Here is a 15163-nt window from a genome sequence, read left to right as displayed (position 1 = left end):
CAGCAGGGTCAATGATGGTTTAGCCGAGTTTGGAGGGATATATGACAGACAAGCACTACCGGCTGGGCTGCGACATTGGCGGCACATTCACCGACTTTGTCCTGTTGAATGATCGAACAGGCCGGATTCAGACCGATAAGCGTCTGACTACACCGCATGACCCTTCGGAAGCTGTTGGAAAGGGGATAAAAGCCTTGGGTGCCTCCACACCGGACTTTGTGGCAAAGCTCGACGAACTGATACACGGAACGACCCTTGTCATCAATTCCATTATCGAGAGGAAGGGTGCCAGGACAGGACTTATTACAACAAAGGGATTCAGGGATGTCCTGGAAATAGGCCGTGAACTGCGCTATGCGCCTTACGATATTTTTGCCGAATTTCCCAAGCCTCTTATACCAAGGAGATATCGCATTGAAGTGGATGAAAGGGTCCGAAGCGACGGGAGTATCCTGAAGGCCCTGGACCCGGGAGACGCGAGGCGAGCTGTGCGAACACTCCTCGATATGGGTGTTGAGTCAATTGCTGTCTGTCTCATTAATTCATTTGAAAACCCCTCCCATGAATTCATGCTCAGGGAGATCATCGCCCGTGAGGCCCCGGACGTCTCCATCTCCATTTCATACCATGTTTTGCCGCAGATAAAAGAATATGAAAGAACGAGCACAACCGTTACCAACGCTTATGTCAAGCCACTTACAGGGCGTTACTTGTCTAATCTGGCTGAGCGGCTGAAGCGCATCGGTTTTAAGGGCAAGCTTTTTATCATGCTCAGCAGTGGCGGTGTTACCTCTGTGGAAACAGCGGCCGAGTTCCCTGTAAGGATTATCGAGTCCGGGCCCACAGCGGCAGTCATTGCAGGTCAATACTACGGCAGGCACTTCAATGTCTCCGAAATGTTCTGCTTTGATATGGGAGGTACAACGGCAAAATCGTGTCTGATACAGAAAGGGGTTGCCGGTATCGTACCGACTTTTGAGGTGGGACGCGTACAAAGGTTCATGAAGGGAAGCGGTCTCACAATCCAGGTGCCCGTAGTAGACCTTATGGAGATTGGCGCCGGCGGCGGCAGTATTGCCAAAGTAAGTAAGTTGGGCACGCTTCAGGTCGGACCGGAAAGTTCCGGGGCAGTGCCCGGGCCTATCTGTTACGGAAGAAAAGGCACGGATCCCTGTGTAACCGATGCCGATCTTCTGCTGGGCTATCTTGACGAGAATTATTTTCTCGGAGGGAAGATGAAGCTCGACAAGGAAAGCGCGCGGCACGGCGTCGAAGAGAAGATAGCAGGGCCCCTCGGTGTTTCCTTTATACAGGCTGTCTGGGGGATCCACGATCTCATCAATGAAACGATGGCGGCGGCGGCCAAGACACACATTGCCGAAAAAGGCGGAAATCCCGGAGTTGTAACGATAGCAGCCTTCGGCGGGGCAGGCCCGGTTCATGCCTATGGCCTTGCAAAGAAACTGGGGGTACCCAGGATGATGGTGCCGCCGAATTCAGGCGTAGGTTCAGCAATGGGTTTTTTCACCGCCCCCCGTGCATTTGATCTGCTGCGCAGTCACAAAGTTTCTCTGAATAATGTTGGATTTGATGAAATAGAAGGTATCTTCAAAGGTCTTGAAGGAGACGCCTTTCAAATACTCAGGAAAGAGGAAGCGGATGAAGTCATCCGATATGAGCGGTCTCTTGACATGCGTTTTGTGGGTCAGGGTGCGGAAATCAATATACCCTTGCCTGTCGGGGATTTTACAAATTTCCAGGGAGCTGATATCCGACGTTACTTTGACGATGTCTATAAAAAACTCTATGGAAGGACATATCCTGAATCCGAAGTGGAATTTATCAATTTCAAGGTAAGGGCCAGTCTTCCCGAGAGGCTCCTGCAACTACCCAAAGTTGATAAAAAGAAGGGACAGACTCTTAATGCCGCAATTAAGCGACAGCGCCTTGCATACTCACCTATCGCGCGGGCATTCATTCCTTTTACTGTATACGACAGGTACAAACTCTTTCCCGGTGCCAGGTTCACCGGGCCGGCCATCATTGAAGAAAAGGAGTCAACTCTTATCGTGGGTGAGGATGGCCATATATCGACAGATGAATTCGGGTTTCTGTGGATTGATATCGGAGGGATATGAAGATGGCTGGCACCTTTGATCCGATAACGTTAGAGATTTTATGGCGAAGACTCATTTCCATTGTAGACGAGGCAGACTCAAGCGTAGCCCGCACAGCCTTTTCGAGCCTGCTCCGGGATGCCCATGATTACACATGCATGTTCACGGACAGGCTGGGTCGTGAACTGGCCCAGGGGAGCCTTGCCACTCCCGGACAATCAGGGGCCATGGCTCTGGGTATAAAAAACCTTGTCAATAGGTTTCCTTTAGATCATTACCAGCCCGGCGACGTGTTTATTACGAACGATCCCTGGGTGCTGGCCGGTCATCTGAACGATGTATGCGTCATGAGTCCTATCTTTTATAAAGAAAAATTGGTTGCGTTCACGGCCTGTGTCTTTCATCACTCCGATATTGGCGGTCGCGTTGCCTCGGACAACCATGATGTTTTTGAAGAAGGTCTTTTTATCCCTGTTGTGAAGCTCTATCACAGAGGGGTCCTTAACGAACCGGTCCTGGATATGATCCGATGGAACGTACGGACACCTGATGAGGTTATCGGAGATATCCGCTCCCAGATAGCTGCAAACCATGTGTGTGCGGAGAAGGTACGGCAGATGCTCAGGGAAAGCGGGCTTGATGACCTCGATGACCTGGCGGACCAGATTATCGGCCTTACCGAGAAGAGCATGAGGGAGGAGATCGAGAAGATCCCTGACGGCATCTACCTGGCAAAAGGCATAATCGAACAGATGAAGGGAAAGGGCGATATTACTATTCAGGCAAAGGTTGAGATAAGAGGCAATGATATCATCGTTGATCTCGAGGGTTCTTCCGGCCAGGTAGACTGGGGCGGCAATGTTGTCTTTAATTTTACCTTTGCCTATGTGTTTATGGCAATAAAGAGTATGTTTGCCCCGGATATCCCCAATAATGACGGCTGCGCAAAACCTATAAAACTCTTTGCTCCTGAAGGCAGTGTTGTGAACTGCAGGTTTCCTGCAGCCGTGGCTGCGCGGATGGGGGTGGGCCATTTCCTTACCGAGGTGATCTACCGGGCATTGTCGCATGTACTGCCTGACAGGGTGATTGCGGCCTCCGGCGGCACCCCTGCTGCAATGAACGTTTTTTACGGAAGGAAAAAGGACGGGAAACCATGGCATTCGGTGATCATCAGGGGAGGAGGCATGGGGGCAGGCATTGCCAACGACGGCAATTACGTCTACATCTTCCCTGCAAACGGCGCGAATACGCCTGTTGAGATATTTGAAAGCGATACCCCGCTTATTGTAGAAAAGAGGGAACTCCTTGCCGATTCAGGCGGCCCCGGCAGGATGAAGGGGGGTCTCGGGAAAAGGGAGACCTTCAGGATACCTGACGACCAGTATGCCCCGATTCCGCCCGTCAACCTGGGGATACAGGCAGGGAGGTATTCCTACCCTGCGGAAGGACTCTTCGACGGCAAACCCGGCACAAGGGCCAAACTCCTCATCAATGGAATACCGGGAAACGCCTATGGATTGACCCAATTGAAGCCGGGCGACACAGTAACCATTGATGCCCCCGGCGGTGGCGGTTACGGCAATCCCCTTGAACGCGAGCCTGATATGGTATTAAACGACGTAATCGAAGGATATGTAAGTATAGAACGTGCTGAAACCGACTACGGCGTTGCCATTGATCCCGAAACACATGTTATAAATGTGGAAGAGACAGGACGACTACGCCGCCTGTTAAAGTTAAAATTGAAAAAAAGACGATAAACGACCCTGTTTTCTTGCATCAGGGCATCGTTGAGTTGATTTTTGATAGGGAGGATAAAAATTTATGGAAAAACGATTTGATGCACAGATGAAGACGGAAGCCGAACTCGCGGCCTTTCAACTGAAGGGGCTGAAATGGACGGTAAATCATACATATAACGGCTCAAAACACTATAAACAAAAGTTTGATGAAGCGGGCGTAAAGCCCGGCGATATTAAAACATTGGAGGATATCAGAAAATTACCCTTCACAACCAGCAAAGACCTCCAGGAGGGATACCCTTTTCCGCTTCAGAGCGTGCCCTTTGAAAAGATTATCCGTATTCATGCCTCAAGCGGGACAACCGGCAAGAGAAAAGTCCTGTGCTACACGGCAAAAGACGTGGATGACTGGGCGCAGATGTTTGCACGGTGCTATGAGTATGCGGCATGCACCCTGGAAGACAGGATCCAGATCGCTGTGGGCTACGGCGTGTGGACTGCCGGATGGGGCTTTCAGAACGGCTGTGAGAGGTTCGGCGCCATGTCCATCCCCATCGGTCCGGGGAACCTCGATATGCAATGTCAGTTCCTGGAAGATTTTCAGACAACGGTTGTCTGCTGTACTGCCTCTATGGGACTGCTCATGGCAGAAGAGATAGATAAACGCGGCCTTAGAGGAAAAATTGCCCTGAAAAAGATGATATTCGGCTCTGAAAGAAGCAGCGATGCCATGAGGGTAAGGATATCGGAACTGTCAGGCGTCAAAACGGAGCAGCTTTTCGACATTCCCGGGCTTACGGAGTTGTATGGTCCGGGGACCGGGCTGGATTGCATCCATCACAGGGGCATCCATTATTGGGCAGACTATTACATACTGGAAATACTCGATCCGGAGACCCTGGAGCCGGTTAAGCCGGGGGAAGCGGGAGAAATGGTGGTTACTACATTACAAAAGGAGGCAGCGCCCCTTATCCGTTACAGGACAAGAGACCTGACAAAAATTATCCCCGAAAGATGCCCCTGCGGGAGCATTATGCCCATGCACGACAGAATACTGGGCCGGTCGGACGATATGTTTATCTTCAGGGCGGTGAATATCTATCCAAGTCACATAGATCAGATACTTTCGCATGTTAAAGGGGTCGGAAGTGAATATCAGGTAATTCTTCACAGGAAAGAGGACGGCAAAGACCATATGCTGATCAGGGTAGAGAGGGCATCCGATTTCTCGCACCATGAAGATAAACACGTGAAAAAGGCCATCGAGCACGAAATAAAGAAACAGATAATGGTAAGTTGTGATATTGAACTGGTTGACCATGCAACGCTGCCGAGATCTGAGAGAAAGACGAAAAGGGTTTTTGACAACCGGGAATAAAAGAAGTGAATAGTGAACAGTTAAAAGGGTAGTGAAAGAATGAAAAGGGTCTGTCCGTTGATCATTGACAGCGCATTTCCTGTCAAAGTCAAGGGCTGACCCTGCATTTGATAGAAAGGGGGTAAGGATGAAAGCTTACGAATACTATAAGCCGCAAACCATTCAGGAAGCAATCGACTTGATGGAGGGGCTCGAGGATGCACGGTTTATCGCGGGAGGGACGGATGTGCTGGTTTTGCTCAGGCAGACGAAGATTGCACCTAAAAACCTGATTTCATTACGGAATATTAAAGACCTTACCAATATCGAAGGGGGAGATGGCCTTTGGATAGGCGGCGGCGCCACCCACAGTGATATCGTGAAGAATGTATTCATCAGGCAATACTATAGCGCCCTCTATGACGCAGCAAGCAACCTTGGCTCCCGTCAGATACGAAACGTGGCTACAATAGGCGGAAATATCTGCAATGCCGCCCCTTCAGCCGATACTGCTTGTCCGCTCCTTGTCCTTGATGCGAGAGTAACAGTTGTCGGGAAAAATGGCGAACGCATGGTTGATATTGACGCCTTTTTTCTGGGTCCCAATAAGACAGTCCTTGAGAAGGGTGAACTGGTAAAAGGATTCCGGATGCCCTTTTTCGGGGACAATACGGGTTCTGCTTATATAAAACACACGAGAAGACAGGCCATGGATCTGCCCATATTGGGGATTGCTGCACGGGTTACAATGGAAAAGACAGGAGAGGGACTCCTGTGCAAAGATGCAAGGATTGCCATGGGCGTTGTTGCGCCAAGACCGATCAGGGCAAAGGAAGCCGAGGCATTTCTGAAAGGTAAAACAATATCTGATGATGTCCTGCAAGAGGCAGGAGAGATAGCCGCGAGCGAGGCCACCCCGAGGGACAGTTTCCGGGGAGAGGCATGGTACAGGAAAGAGATGGTAAAAGTACTTACAAGACGGGCGATTATGAAGGCGATAGAAAGGGCTATGCAGCCACAGGGGGTTGAATGAAAAGGGAAATCATTTTTACTTTGAACGGCGAAGAGGCAATGTATGAGGTTCGGCCTGAATGGACACTCCTGTACTTTTTAAGAGAAGTCTGCGGACTTACCGGTACGAAGGAAGGCTGCGGCTATGGGGAGTGCGGCGCATGTACCGTCATTATCGACGGTCAGGCAGTAAATTCATGCCTTTACCCCATACTTGAAGTTGAGGGCAAAAAGGTTTTCACCATTGAGGGCCTCCTGTCTGCGGACGGTGAACTCCACCCCCTTCAAAAGACCTTCATCGAAGAGGGTGCGGTGCAGTGCGGTTTTTGTACGCCCGGCATGATCATGTCGGCCAAGGCCCTGCTGGATGAAAAGGATAAACCTACAGAAAACGACATTAAAGAGGCCATCGAAGGAAATCTTTGCAGGTGTACGGGATATGTAAAGATTATTGATGCCATAACATCCATAACAGGCAGGAGGTGAGCATGAAAGCCCTGTCAACGGTCGGACAAAGAATCCCGAAGTTAGACGCCCCATCAAAGGTAACAGGAAATGCCTTGTATATCCAGGATTTGAAAATACCTGGAATGCTCTATGGAAAGATCCTCTACAGCAAGCATCCTCATGCAAAGATTCTTAAAATTGACACATCCCGCGCGGAAAAGCTGGCCGGGGTTAAGGCTATCCTCACAGGCTCCAATATTCCTGCGTTTAAATTCGGCGTTATGAAGGACAACCCGCCCCTTAAAACGGGCAAGGTCTGTTCCATGAGGGACGAACTGGCGGCCGTAGCCGCCTCTACCCCTGAGATTGCCGAAGAGGCCCTTGCGCTCATAGACGTTGAATATGAAGAATTGCCCGGCATTTTTGATCCCATGGAGGCAATAAAGGAAGGGGCAATACTCATCCATGAAGAGATGAAGTCGAATGTATTGAAGCTCCCCTGGAAACTTATCTGCGGAGATGTTGAGGCGGCAAAAACGGAGTCCGCCTATATTGTGGAGGATACCTTCTCAACACAATGGGTAACGCACTGCTGTCTCGGTACAAGCGGGTGCATCGCCTCTTTCGATACGAACAACAATCTGACCATGTACAGCAACACCCAGATACCGTCACTGGCGCAGAAGGATTATATAGAGGCGCTGGCTTCCTTCGGTTTGAAGAACAAACGGGTAAGGATCATCCAGTGCACGATAGGCGGCGGCTTCGGGAGCAAACTCGACACCTATGCCTATGAATATCTGGCGATTCTCCTTGCAATGAAGGCGCACAAACCGGTGAAAATCGTTTTTTCCAGGGAAGAGGAGTTCTTTGCCACATCGCCCCGTCAATGCACTGTCACGAAGATATCCCAGGGCTGCGACAGGGAGGGGCATTTAACCTTCAGGGAAATGGACATGATACTTGACAACGGCGCTTATACTTCATGGGGGGCGACAACCCCTTCTGTTATGATGATGCCTATTTCTTCTCTCTACAAGGTGCCCAACATCAAATTCACTGCAAAGTGCGTCTACACAAACAACACATACAGCCAGGCCATGAGGGGTTACGGCAACCCGCAGGCAACCTTTGCCATTGAATCGTCCATTGACCAGCTTGCCGGGGCGGCAGGCATTGACCCCTGTGAATTCAGGCTGAAAAATGCCAATGAACCGGGTGAGATAACGCCTCAAAATTTCAAGATCACCTCTTGCGGTATGAAAGAATGTATCGAGACGGTGGTAAAAAAACTTGACTGGCAATCAAAACAAGGCAAGCACGACGGCAGGGGCGTAGGTATGGCATCGCTCATCCATGTAGGCGGGGGTGCGCGGGTTTACAAGTCCGACGGATGCGGCACAACAATAAAGATAGACGACTATGGCAAGATAGATGTCTTTACCGGCGCTACCGATATAGGTCAGGGCTCGGAAACGGTGATTGCACAGATTGTGGCCGAGGTCCTCGGCACGTTTGTTAATGATGTGCATGTCACTAACAACGATACGGATGCCTGCCCCTGGGATGTAGGCGCCCATGCGAGCAGGACGACTTTTGTTGCGGGAAATTCAGCCCTCGGTGCGGCAAAGAAGATAAAGGCACAGATACTGGAAATTGCGGCAAAGAGCCTTGCCGTTGACCCGGAAACGCTCGATATCAGGAAGGGCACAGTTTTTTCAACAATAGATAATGAGAAAAGCATTGCCCTGGGTAAAGTCTTGCGCAATGCCCATTATAAGAGCAACGGCCAAATGCTTATGGCAGAATATTTTTATGACCCTGCCAATGAGAATTTTGACAAGGATTTTAAAGGCAACTTGTCCGTTTCATACGCATACGGTGCCCACGGTGTGGAGGTAGAGGTAGACAAACAGACAGGACAGGTAAAAATCCTGAAATATATAGCAGCCCACGATGTGGGTAGAGCGATCAATCCCATGCTCCTTGAAGGGCAGATTTACGGCGGCGGCCTCATGGGGATCGGATATGCCATGGGCGAGAGGATGATCTTCGACAAAGGCGTACTCAAAAACGGAAGTTTTCTTGACTACAAGATGCCCACAGCAAAGGATGTCCCGCCTGTTGAGGCGGTGATTATCGAGACAGACGACAAAGACGGTCCCTTTGGCGCAAAAGGTATCGGCGAGCCCGGACTTGTCCCCACCGCACCGGCGATTGCTAATGCCATTTATGATGCTGTCGGAATACGCATCAAAGATCTGCCCATCACGCCGGAAAAGGTTTTATGGGCATTGAAGGAGAAAGAAAAAAGGTTGGAATAACCGTTCTCAACCGGAAAAGGCAACCCGCCACGGAGTGATATTTGCTTGTAAAAGATGCGGATGACCTCCGTGGGAGTAAGGCCAAGGCTCCGAATGATCTCTTCCACCCTTTCCTTTGTTTGTGGTTCAATGCGGGCATGGACGGCTTAAGTTTTCATAGCTTTGTTGTCCCACATTTGCAACACAAGTAAAAATAAGTTGTTCATTTATCGGAAATTTCCCGACGGATTTCCTCAATTATCTCGTCAAATGCGGTGATCACCCTTGCTCCCTTACGTCTCATCTCGTCGAGTGCGGTCGCAGCAGCTTCGAGGGACACACCCCGACATAGACCCTCTATAACAGTCGTTTTGTAGCTGGCCGCAAGCAGGTCCAAAGATGTTGCTCTCACGCAGTATTCTGTGGCAATCCCGTAGAGGATGACCTCCTCAATCCCGTTTACCCGCAGCATGGTATCCATTTCCGTTTTTGTACCTTTCCCATCCTGAAAGAACGAATAGCTTTCAACATCCGGGTCTTGTCCGTTCTTTACGATCGCAAGAAAGAGGCTGTTATCTATAAGTACACGGGCATTTTCCGTCCCCTGGATGCAATGAGGTGGCCAGAGAACTTGTGTTCCTCCATCAATCATTATTGTTTCGAAAGGTCTCTTCCCCGGATGGCTGGTTACAAAGGAGATGTGATCAGGGGGATGCCAATCCTGAGTACCTAAAATAGGGACGCCAAGTTCTTTGAACTGCAGGTTGGCTGTCTCGACGTTTTTAACGTAATCTTCGTCTGAACCGGGCACGGCAAGACTACCCTGCCTGAATTTCGTGAAATCGCCTTGTATATCGATAACAATGACGCCCCATTTTTTTGTCATTCTTATTCTTCCGGTCATTTTGGTCGGCAATGTCTGTCCTATACTCTTCATGCCGCACTGTCATAACCTCTATCTGCTACCACCGACCTGCGACCCGCTGTGTTATTTACTTATTTACGGTCCCCTGCGCTACTCCTTGGGAACAATTTAGAGAAAATGTTAAGCACTGGTTTTACAGTCAAGAAAGGGGTTTGGGCAACAGGCCGTAAAGGGATGATCCTTCTGCTTCAGAACTGCGCCAAGACTGCCGTTGTCGGGAATGGCAAGTATTTCTTTTATTCTTTTTGTTTCAAGCCTTGACGAGACATCCCACATGTTGACATCAATTTCAAGGGCTTTATCCGGCAAAAAACCATATGCTTTTGCAATATCATTCTATATCAATGTCCGGTATAATAAAAATATAATCCATGGGTGTTATACCTTCATTTACGGTACAGATGGACATTTACGATGTCCTTTACCTTTCCTGGCTCATACCTCAGAAAAGATTGCGGTCTTTTATTCCTGCCGATATACCTTTTGCATCAAAATATGAGGATAAAACCATCATTTCTCTTGTCATTTTTCAAAGCAAAAATGTCACTTCCTCTCTTTTTCCTTTTCTTCATTTTTCCTATAATCAGGCAAATATCCGTACATATATAGTTGACCCCGTAACCGGTATGTCTGCGGTTTATTTTCTCAAGAGCGGCATTACCTCGCAGTTTATTTCCTTTGTTACCGGACTGCTGAAAATTCCCTGGCAATCTATTTCCATGAATCTTGATGCCCGGTATGGCGATGATTATCCTTATCAATATCAAGTTGACGGCAATTGGGGAGGAAATTTCAAAATCGAATTAAAAGAAGATCGCAACCCGTCAAATCCTGTGCCTTTTCAAAGTATTAAGGAAGCAGCCCTGTTTCTCACAGGCCCTGCTGTTGGTTTCTACGGAACTCCGGGAAGATTGATCCGTTTTGAAGTAAACCATTCCCCGATCAAACCGTTAACAGGCAAACTTTCGACAATGCAGTGTTCTATACTCGTCAATTCCGGACTTATAAAAGAGAAAGAACTGATGGCGCCCCAAAGCGCCCTCATGGCTCCTTATGGCCGTTTCACCGTTTTTATGCCGCCTGGAATGATTTCAATATAACAGAAAGGAGGAGGTATGCACCAGACATTGGCAGGTTTCATATCAGGAGCAGTTTCAGGCATTATTATGGGTTTAATATCCGATATTCTTTTCCGTCTTCATATATTCAAGTCCAGTCTGTTTGCCGTCGACGGCTCCTTCCTTTTCCGGACGCTCAGATTGAAAGAGAACCCTCCATTCCTTTATGTGTCAGGTCTTTGCATTCACCTCATAACAAGCGGCATATTTGGCAGTATCTATGCTATTGCAACAACGCTTTTCGGTTTTGACAGCCTCTCTTTTCTGTTTGTCTGTCTCTATATTATAATACTCTGGCTGTCCATGCTTTTTATCGCCCTGCCCATTTCAGGCGAGGGTTTTCTCGGCAAAAAATCAGGGCCGCTGACATGGCTTGAGCAACTTTTTCTCCATGCAATATTCTGTGTTTTATATTACTTGTGTCTGAGAGTCCTTTTATAATGCCCTTCTTATTTCGCCGATGCAAGGTCCAGCTTTATCAATCTGATGTCCGGCTCCTTGCAGTTTTCATTAATCGGCCTTGGGCTTTCATTGTAGCAAAACTTGTCACTCTGTTATATAACAATAATCATGATTGAAACAAATGGTACGGGGTATGCTAAGCGAGAGAATAGTTACACTTAAGGAAGGAGTTGCTGAAGGCGGTCCTGTTGTTTACTGGATGAGCCGTGATCAAAGGGTAAATGACAACTGGGCGCTCGTATATGCGCAGGAATTGGCACTGAGAAAAAACGTGCCCCTGGCAGTAGTTTTCTGCGTCGTACCCGGTTTCCTCAACGCAGCAATCCGCCAGTATGCCTTTATGCTTGCAGGTCTTAAAGAACTCTCAAGAAAACTCGAAGGACTTTCTGTCCCCTTTTTTCTTTTAACAGGAGACCCGGGGGTTGTTGTTTCAAAGTTTGTAAATAATTACAGAGTCTCTGCCCTTGTAGTTGATTTTGATCCCCTTCGCATCAAAAGGCAATGGAAAAATGAAGTTGCGAATATTATTAATGTCCCCTTTTTTGAAGTGGACGCACACAATATAGTACCCTGCACAATAGCATCACAGAAGGCGGAATACGGAGCCTACACGATCAGAAAAAAGATTAAGAGAGCTTTGCCGTTTTTTATGGATTCCTTCCCTGCCCCGCAAAAACATCCTTTTCTATGGAAAAAAGAAGTGCAGGAAATTCAATGGAATAAAACTGTCGATTCATTGAGAATCGATAAAAGCATTAAAGAGGCTGACTGGATCACCCCCGGCGAAGAACATGCTCTTGAAGCATTGAAAGAGTTTATTGATGGAAAACTTTATGAATATGAAACAGGAAGAAACAACCCTGTGCAAAATGGTCAATCCGCTCTTTCCCCTTATCTCCACTTCGGTCAGCTTTCAGCGCAGAGGCTTGCTCTGGAGGTTGAGAAAAGCAGCGCCCCGAATCTTGCAAAAAACAGTTTCCTTGAGGAACTGATAGTCCGCAGGGAACTATCGGACAATTATTGTTTTTACAATCCGGATTATGATAGCTTTGATGGTTTCCCAAAATGGGCGCAGCAGACTTTGAATGATCACAGGCAGGACAGACGGCTCTATGTTTATTCCCTGGAGGAATTTGAAAAGGCCGAAACACATGACCAATTGTGGAATGCAGCCCAGATGGAAATGGTAAAGCTGGGAAAGATGCATGGATATATGAGGATGTACTGGGCAAAAAAGATACTTGAGTGGACTAATTCCCCGGAAGAGGCCATAGATACAGCCATATATCTCAACGACAAATACGAACTCGACGGCAGAGACCCCAATGGATATGCCGGTATTGCCTGGAGCATAGGAGGGGTCCATGACCGGGCATGGAATGAGAGAATTGTTTTTGGGAAAATACGATACATGAGTTATAATGGATGCAGATCAAAGTTCAGCATCAAAGCATATATTGAGAAAGTAGAAAAGTCATAAGAGAAAAATGAGAAAGGAGCCGTACAGATATGATTGTTCAAAAAGAACAGATTCCGGTTACTGTGCAAAAAGGGACTATGTCAGTGCCTGAGAGACTGAAGGTCTTTGATAGAGAAGAACCTTTTGCTGTACTTGCCACCGACGACAATGGAAAACCTTACACTTCGCTTGTTACTTATGCTCTGACAGCAGATTTGAAAAAGGTTATCTTTGCAACACCAAAAGACACGAGCAAATACAGAAATATTCTTAATTCAACCCATGTTGCCCTCCTAATAGATAATCGAACTCAATCTCAACAGAATCTGCTTGAAACAGAAGTAATAACTGTCATCGGCACAGCAAAACCTGTCAGGAGAGGCAAAGCATGGAATGAATTTGCAAAGGTATTTCTCGGGAAGCATCCAGAATTTGAATCATTCCTTGCTTCCTCCACTACAGCCCTCATAGCAATAGAAGTCATCCGATGTATTCATGTAAGCCGTTTTCAGACGATTTCAATATGGGAATGTGAATAATTTCAGAGTTTAATCAGAGTGAATTCGCCCGGGTAAGGCCCAAAAGCCAGTATAATTGCCAGTTGAGGAACAACCGCCGGAACCGGTGACAGATCACAAGCTCCTTTCTTTCTCAATCCCCCTTAAAACTTAATGCCATTTCCAACAAATCACTTGCTATGCGGAATACTTTGACTTCAACTGTGGACACAAAAACAGTCATGAAGTTCAAGCCATTGCCAGTATTGGGTTTACAGAGATTTCCTGTTTTACACCAACAGTTGGTGCAAAAATTCCGGATACAGTGTCCGCAGGTTCCGATAGTCGTCGATTATTGGCTGTCCACCTTCAATGATATCTCTGTTTTCAAAAAGTTATTTACTTTTTTTAGGATGTCCCCTTAGCCTCCCAAGAGCTCCTTTGTCCCTCTTATGTTAACGGTCAACCTTAAACTCCCACTGGCACCAGCCATCCAAAGGATGAGGGCCCGGAGGACAATACTTGCACGACACTTTCACTGCCGGATCAATGATGCGCGCCACATTTCCGAAACCCACTTCAAAGGTAGGTCTGCACGCAAATAAGCCAGCACCGGATTTCAAACGGGCTTCCTGAGGAGGGCAGGACGTAACGGTCAGGAGCGCCATATCAGCCATTTTCTCGACACGGTAAGCACATTTAGCGGCCCAACTCATAAAATTAAGAGTCCGCAGAACTGCGCCAAGACCACCGTTGTCGGGAATGGCAAGTATCTCCTTTATTCTTTTTGCTTCAAGCCTTGATGAGACATCCCACATATTGACATCAATTTCAAGGGCTTTATCCGTACCGTACCGTTCCTCTACCCCTGAAAACCAGAGGCCGTCGCAGGTATGCCAGTTTCTTGAATACATTTTTATGAGTTCGATAAGCGTTTCTTTCGGGAGTTGCTCCAACTCCTCATGAACCGGATTGTCAGGATTTCTCACACCTCTTTAATCTCCTCAAGACAGTATTTCATCACGCTCTTTGACGGGAGGAGCATAGGACGTCCCCCATTCCCGCATTTTTTATAAAGCTAACAAGTTATTCTAAAGTTTCTGCCTATTTCCACAAATCAATCATTCTTTCGCGACTCCGTGCAATAACATTGCTTTGTTGTCCATACAAATTATGGTCTTACCGACCTCTCAGTGACAACTTAAATTGTTGATATAATAATGTATAATCTCTTGACAAGCTTTTTGCAACAATATTATTTTATCTTTCCCTATATCACGTCAATTTTAAGATTATATAGAAATTTGAAGATTCCGGATGCTTGTAATTCCTTCTGCTTTACAGGCCAAATTTGAAGAACATTTACGGAACAGGGCTATTCAAAACAGCTTGCACGGGGTGTACAAAAGGGATAATCATCTAAAAGGCACTTCAAGCTCTTACAACGGAAAACCTTGAACAGATTTTTGTTCGTGCCAATGTCTCGCCTTCCCTGCAAACATTTTCTGCAACGTTTGCAGAGATCATTATTATTCACGTAAAGACAATATGAAAGCCGTTTTACACGATTTAACTTTTTGAGAGAAACTGACTGGGGTCAAATCTTTACGGCCTGTTGCCCGAATCCCCTTTGATCCCAACCCCGTATTTGTTCTTAACATGTCTTCATTATGAAGATTTGTGCCTTCCGGATTTTCACCTGTTTCATAAAAAAGGTGCAGG

General features: G+C 47.4%; 14 protein-coding genes. 10 read left to right on the top strand and 4 right to left on the bottom strand.

Going from position 1 to position 15163, the window contains the following annotated elements; translation table 11 throughout:
- Positions 1 to 41 precede the first annotated feature (41 nt).
- The 6 genes from NT178_04775 to NT178_04750 all read left to right on the top strand — a co-directional run bounded on the left by NT178_04775 (position 42) and on the right by NT178_04750 (position 9001).
- Positions 42 to 2138, top strand: a complete 2097-nt coding sequence (locus NT178_04775; GenBank protein MCX5811842.1) for a hydantoinase/oxoprolinase family protein — start codon at positions 42 to 44, stop codon at positions 2136 to 2138.
- Positions 2135 to 3880, top strand: coding sequence for a hydantoinase B/oxoprolinase family protein (locus NT178_04770; protein ID MCX5811841.1), 1746 nt, complete (start codon positions 2135 to 2137; stop codon positions 3878 to 3880). Before NT178_04775 ends, NT178_04770 begins: the two co-directional genes overlap by 4 nt.
- Before the next feature lie 64 nt (positions 3881 to 3944).
- The gene (locus NT178_04765) at positions 3945 to 5240 is read left to right on the top strand and encodes a phenylacetate--CoA ligase (protein MCX5811840.1); all 1296 of its coding nucleotides are present in this window, start codon (positions 3945 to 3947) and stop codon (positions 5238 to 5240) included.
- A gap of 127 nt (positions 5241 to 5367) precedes the next feature.
- Positions 5368 to 6252, top strand: a complete 885-nt coding sequence (locus NT178_04760) for an FAD binding domain-containing protein (GenBank protein MCX5811839.1) — start codon at positions 5368 to 5370, stop codon at positions 6250 to 6252.
- On the top strand, positions 6249 to 6716 hold the full coding sequence (locus NT178_04755; protein ID MCX5811838.1) for a (2Fe-2S)-binding protein: 468 nt from the start codon (positions 6249 to 6251) through the stop codon (positions 6714 to 6716). The genes NT178_04760 and NT178_04755 overlap by 4 nt, the downstream gene beginning before the upstream one ends.
- Positions 6717 to 6718: 2 nt before the next feature.
- The gene (locus NT178_04750) at positions 6719 to 9001 is read left to right on the top strand and encodes a xanthine dehydrogenase family protein molybdopterin-binding subunit (GenBank protein ID MCX5811837.1); all 2283 of its coding nucleotides are present in this window, start codon (positions 6719 to 6721) and stop codon (positions 8999 to 9001) included.
- A gap of 202 nt (positions 9002 to 9203) precedes the next feature.
- Here NT178_04750 and NT178_04745 read toward each other — a convergent pair whose 3' ends face one another.
- Both NT178_04745 and NT178_04740 read right to left on the bottom strand, forming a co-directional pair.
- Entirely contained in the window at positions 9204 to 9866 is a 663-nt protein-coding gene (locus tag NT178_04745) for an isochorismatase family protein (GenBank protein ID MCX5811836.1), read from the bottom strand.
- 159 nt (positions 9867 to 10025) lie between these two features.
- A complete protein-coding gene (locus tag NT178_04740; GenBank protein MCX5811835.1) occupies positions 10026 to 10214 on the bottom strand; it encodes a hypothetical protein in 189 nt (62 codons plus the stop codon).
- Positions 10215 to 10306: 92 nt separating this feature from the next.
- Between NT178_04740 and NT178_04735 the strand changes: the two genes are divergently transcribed.
- From NT178_04735 to NT178_04720, 4 genes are all read left to right on the top strand, one after another.
- Positions 10307 to 11005, top strand: coding sequence for a DUF2071 domain-containing protein (locus NT178_04735; protein ID MCX5811834.1), 699 nt, complete (start codon positions 10307 to 10309; stop codon positions 11003 to 11005).
- Positions 11006 to 11020: 15 nt separating this feature from the next.
- On the top strand, positions 11021 to 11464 hold the full coding sequence (locus NT178_04730; protein ID MCX5811833.1) for a hypothetical protein: 444 nt from the start codon (positions 11021 to 11023) through the stop codon (positions 11462 to 11464).
- A gap of 154 nt (positions 11465 to 11618) precedes the next feature.
- The gene (locus NT178_04725) at positions 11619 to 12965 is read left to right on the top strand and encodes a deoxyribodipyrimidine photo-lyase (GenBank protein ID MCX5811832.1); all 1347 of its coding nucleotides are present in this window, start codon (positions 11619 to 11621) and stop codon (positions 12963 to 12965) included.
- A gap of 29 nt (positions 12966 to 12994) precedes the next feature.
- Complete coding sequence (locus NT178_04720) at positions 12995 to 13483, top strand: pyridoxamine 5'-phosphate oxidase family protein (protein ID MCX5811831.1); 489 nt, start codon at positions 12995 to 12997, stop codon at positions 13481 to 13483.
- Between the two features lie 413 nt (positions 13484 to 13896).
- Here NT178_04720 and NT178_04715 read toward each other — a convergent pair whose 3' ends face one another.
- On the bottom strand, positions 13897 to 14430 hold the full coding sequence (locus tag NT178_04715) for a DUF6125 family protein (GenBank protein ID MCX5811830.1): 534 nt from the start codon (positions 14428 to 14430) through the stop codon (positions 13897 to 13899).
- 540 nt (positions 14431 to 14970) lie between these two features.
- Positions 14971 to 15163: hypothetical protein (locus NT178_04710; GenBank protein MCX5811829.1), on the bottom strand; the 193-nt coding region annotated here is incomplete at its 5' end.

The organism is Pseudomonadota bacterium (assembly GCA_026388255.1).
In the GTDB taxonomy this organism is placed as follows: domain Bacteria; phylum Desulfobacterota; class Syntrophorhabdia; order Syntrophorhabdales; family Syntrophorhabdaceae; genus JAPLKB01.
Note: the sequence above shows the minus strand (reverse complement) of the source record. Positions and strands in the feature narration are given on the sequence as shown.

Coding starts and splice junctions, on each gene's coding strand:
- NT178_04765 (MCX5811840.1), top strand. CDS start 3,945: ATGGAAAAACGATTTGATGCACAGATGAAGACGGAAGCCGAACTCGCG.
- NT178_04730 (MCX5811833.1), top strand. CDS start 11,021: ATGCACCAGACATTGGCAGGTTTCATATCAGGAGCAGTTTCAGGCATT.
- NT178_04775 (MCX5811842.1), top strand. CDS start 42: ATGACAGACAAGCACTACCGGCTGGGCTGCGACATTGGCGGCACATTC.
- NT178_04725 (MCX5811832.1), top strand. CDS start 11,619: ATGCTAAGCGAGAGAATAGTTACACTTAAGGAAGGAGTTGCTGAAGGC.
- NT178_04720 (MCX5811831.1), top strand. CDS start 12,995: ATGATTGTTCAAAAAGAACAGATTCCGGTTACTGTGCAAAAAGGGACT.
- NT178_04755 (MCX5811838.1), top strand. CDS start 6,249: ATGAAAAGGGAAATCATTTTTACTTTGAACGGCGAAGAGGCAATGTAT.
- NT178_04770 (MCX5811841.1), top strand. CDS start 2,135: ATGAAGATGGCTGGCACCTTTGATCCGATAACGTTAGAGATTTTATGG.
- NT178_04735 (MCX5811834.1), top strand. CDS start 10,307: ATGGACATTTACGATGTCCTTTACCTTTCCTGGCTCATACCTCAGAAA.
- NT178_04745 (MCX5811836.1), bottom strand. CDS start 9,866: ATGACAAAAAAATGGGGCGTCATTGTTATCGATATACAAGGCGATTTC.
- NT178_04750 (MCX5811837.1), top strand. CDS start 6,719: ATGAAAGCCCTGTCAACGGTCGGACAAAGAATCCCGAAGTTAGACGCC.
- NT178_04760 (MCX5811839.1), top strand. CDS start 5,368: ATGAAAGCTTACGAATACTATAAGCCGCAAACCATTCAGGAAGCAATC.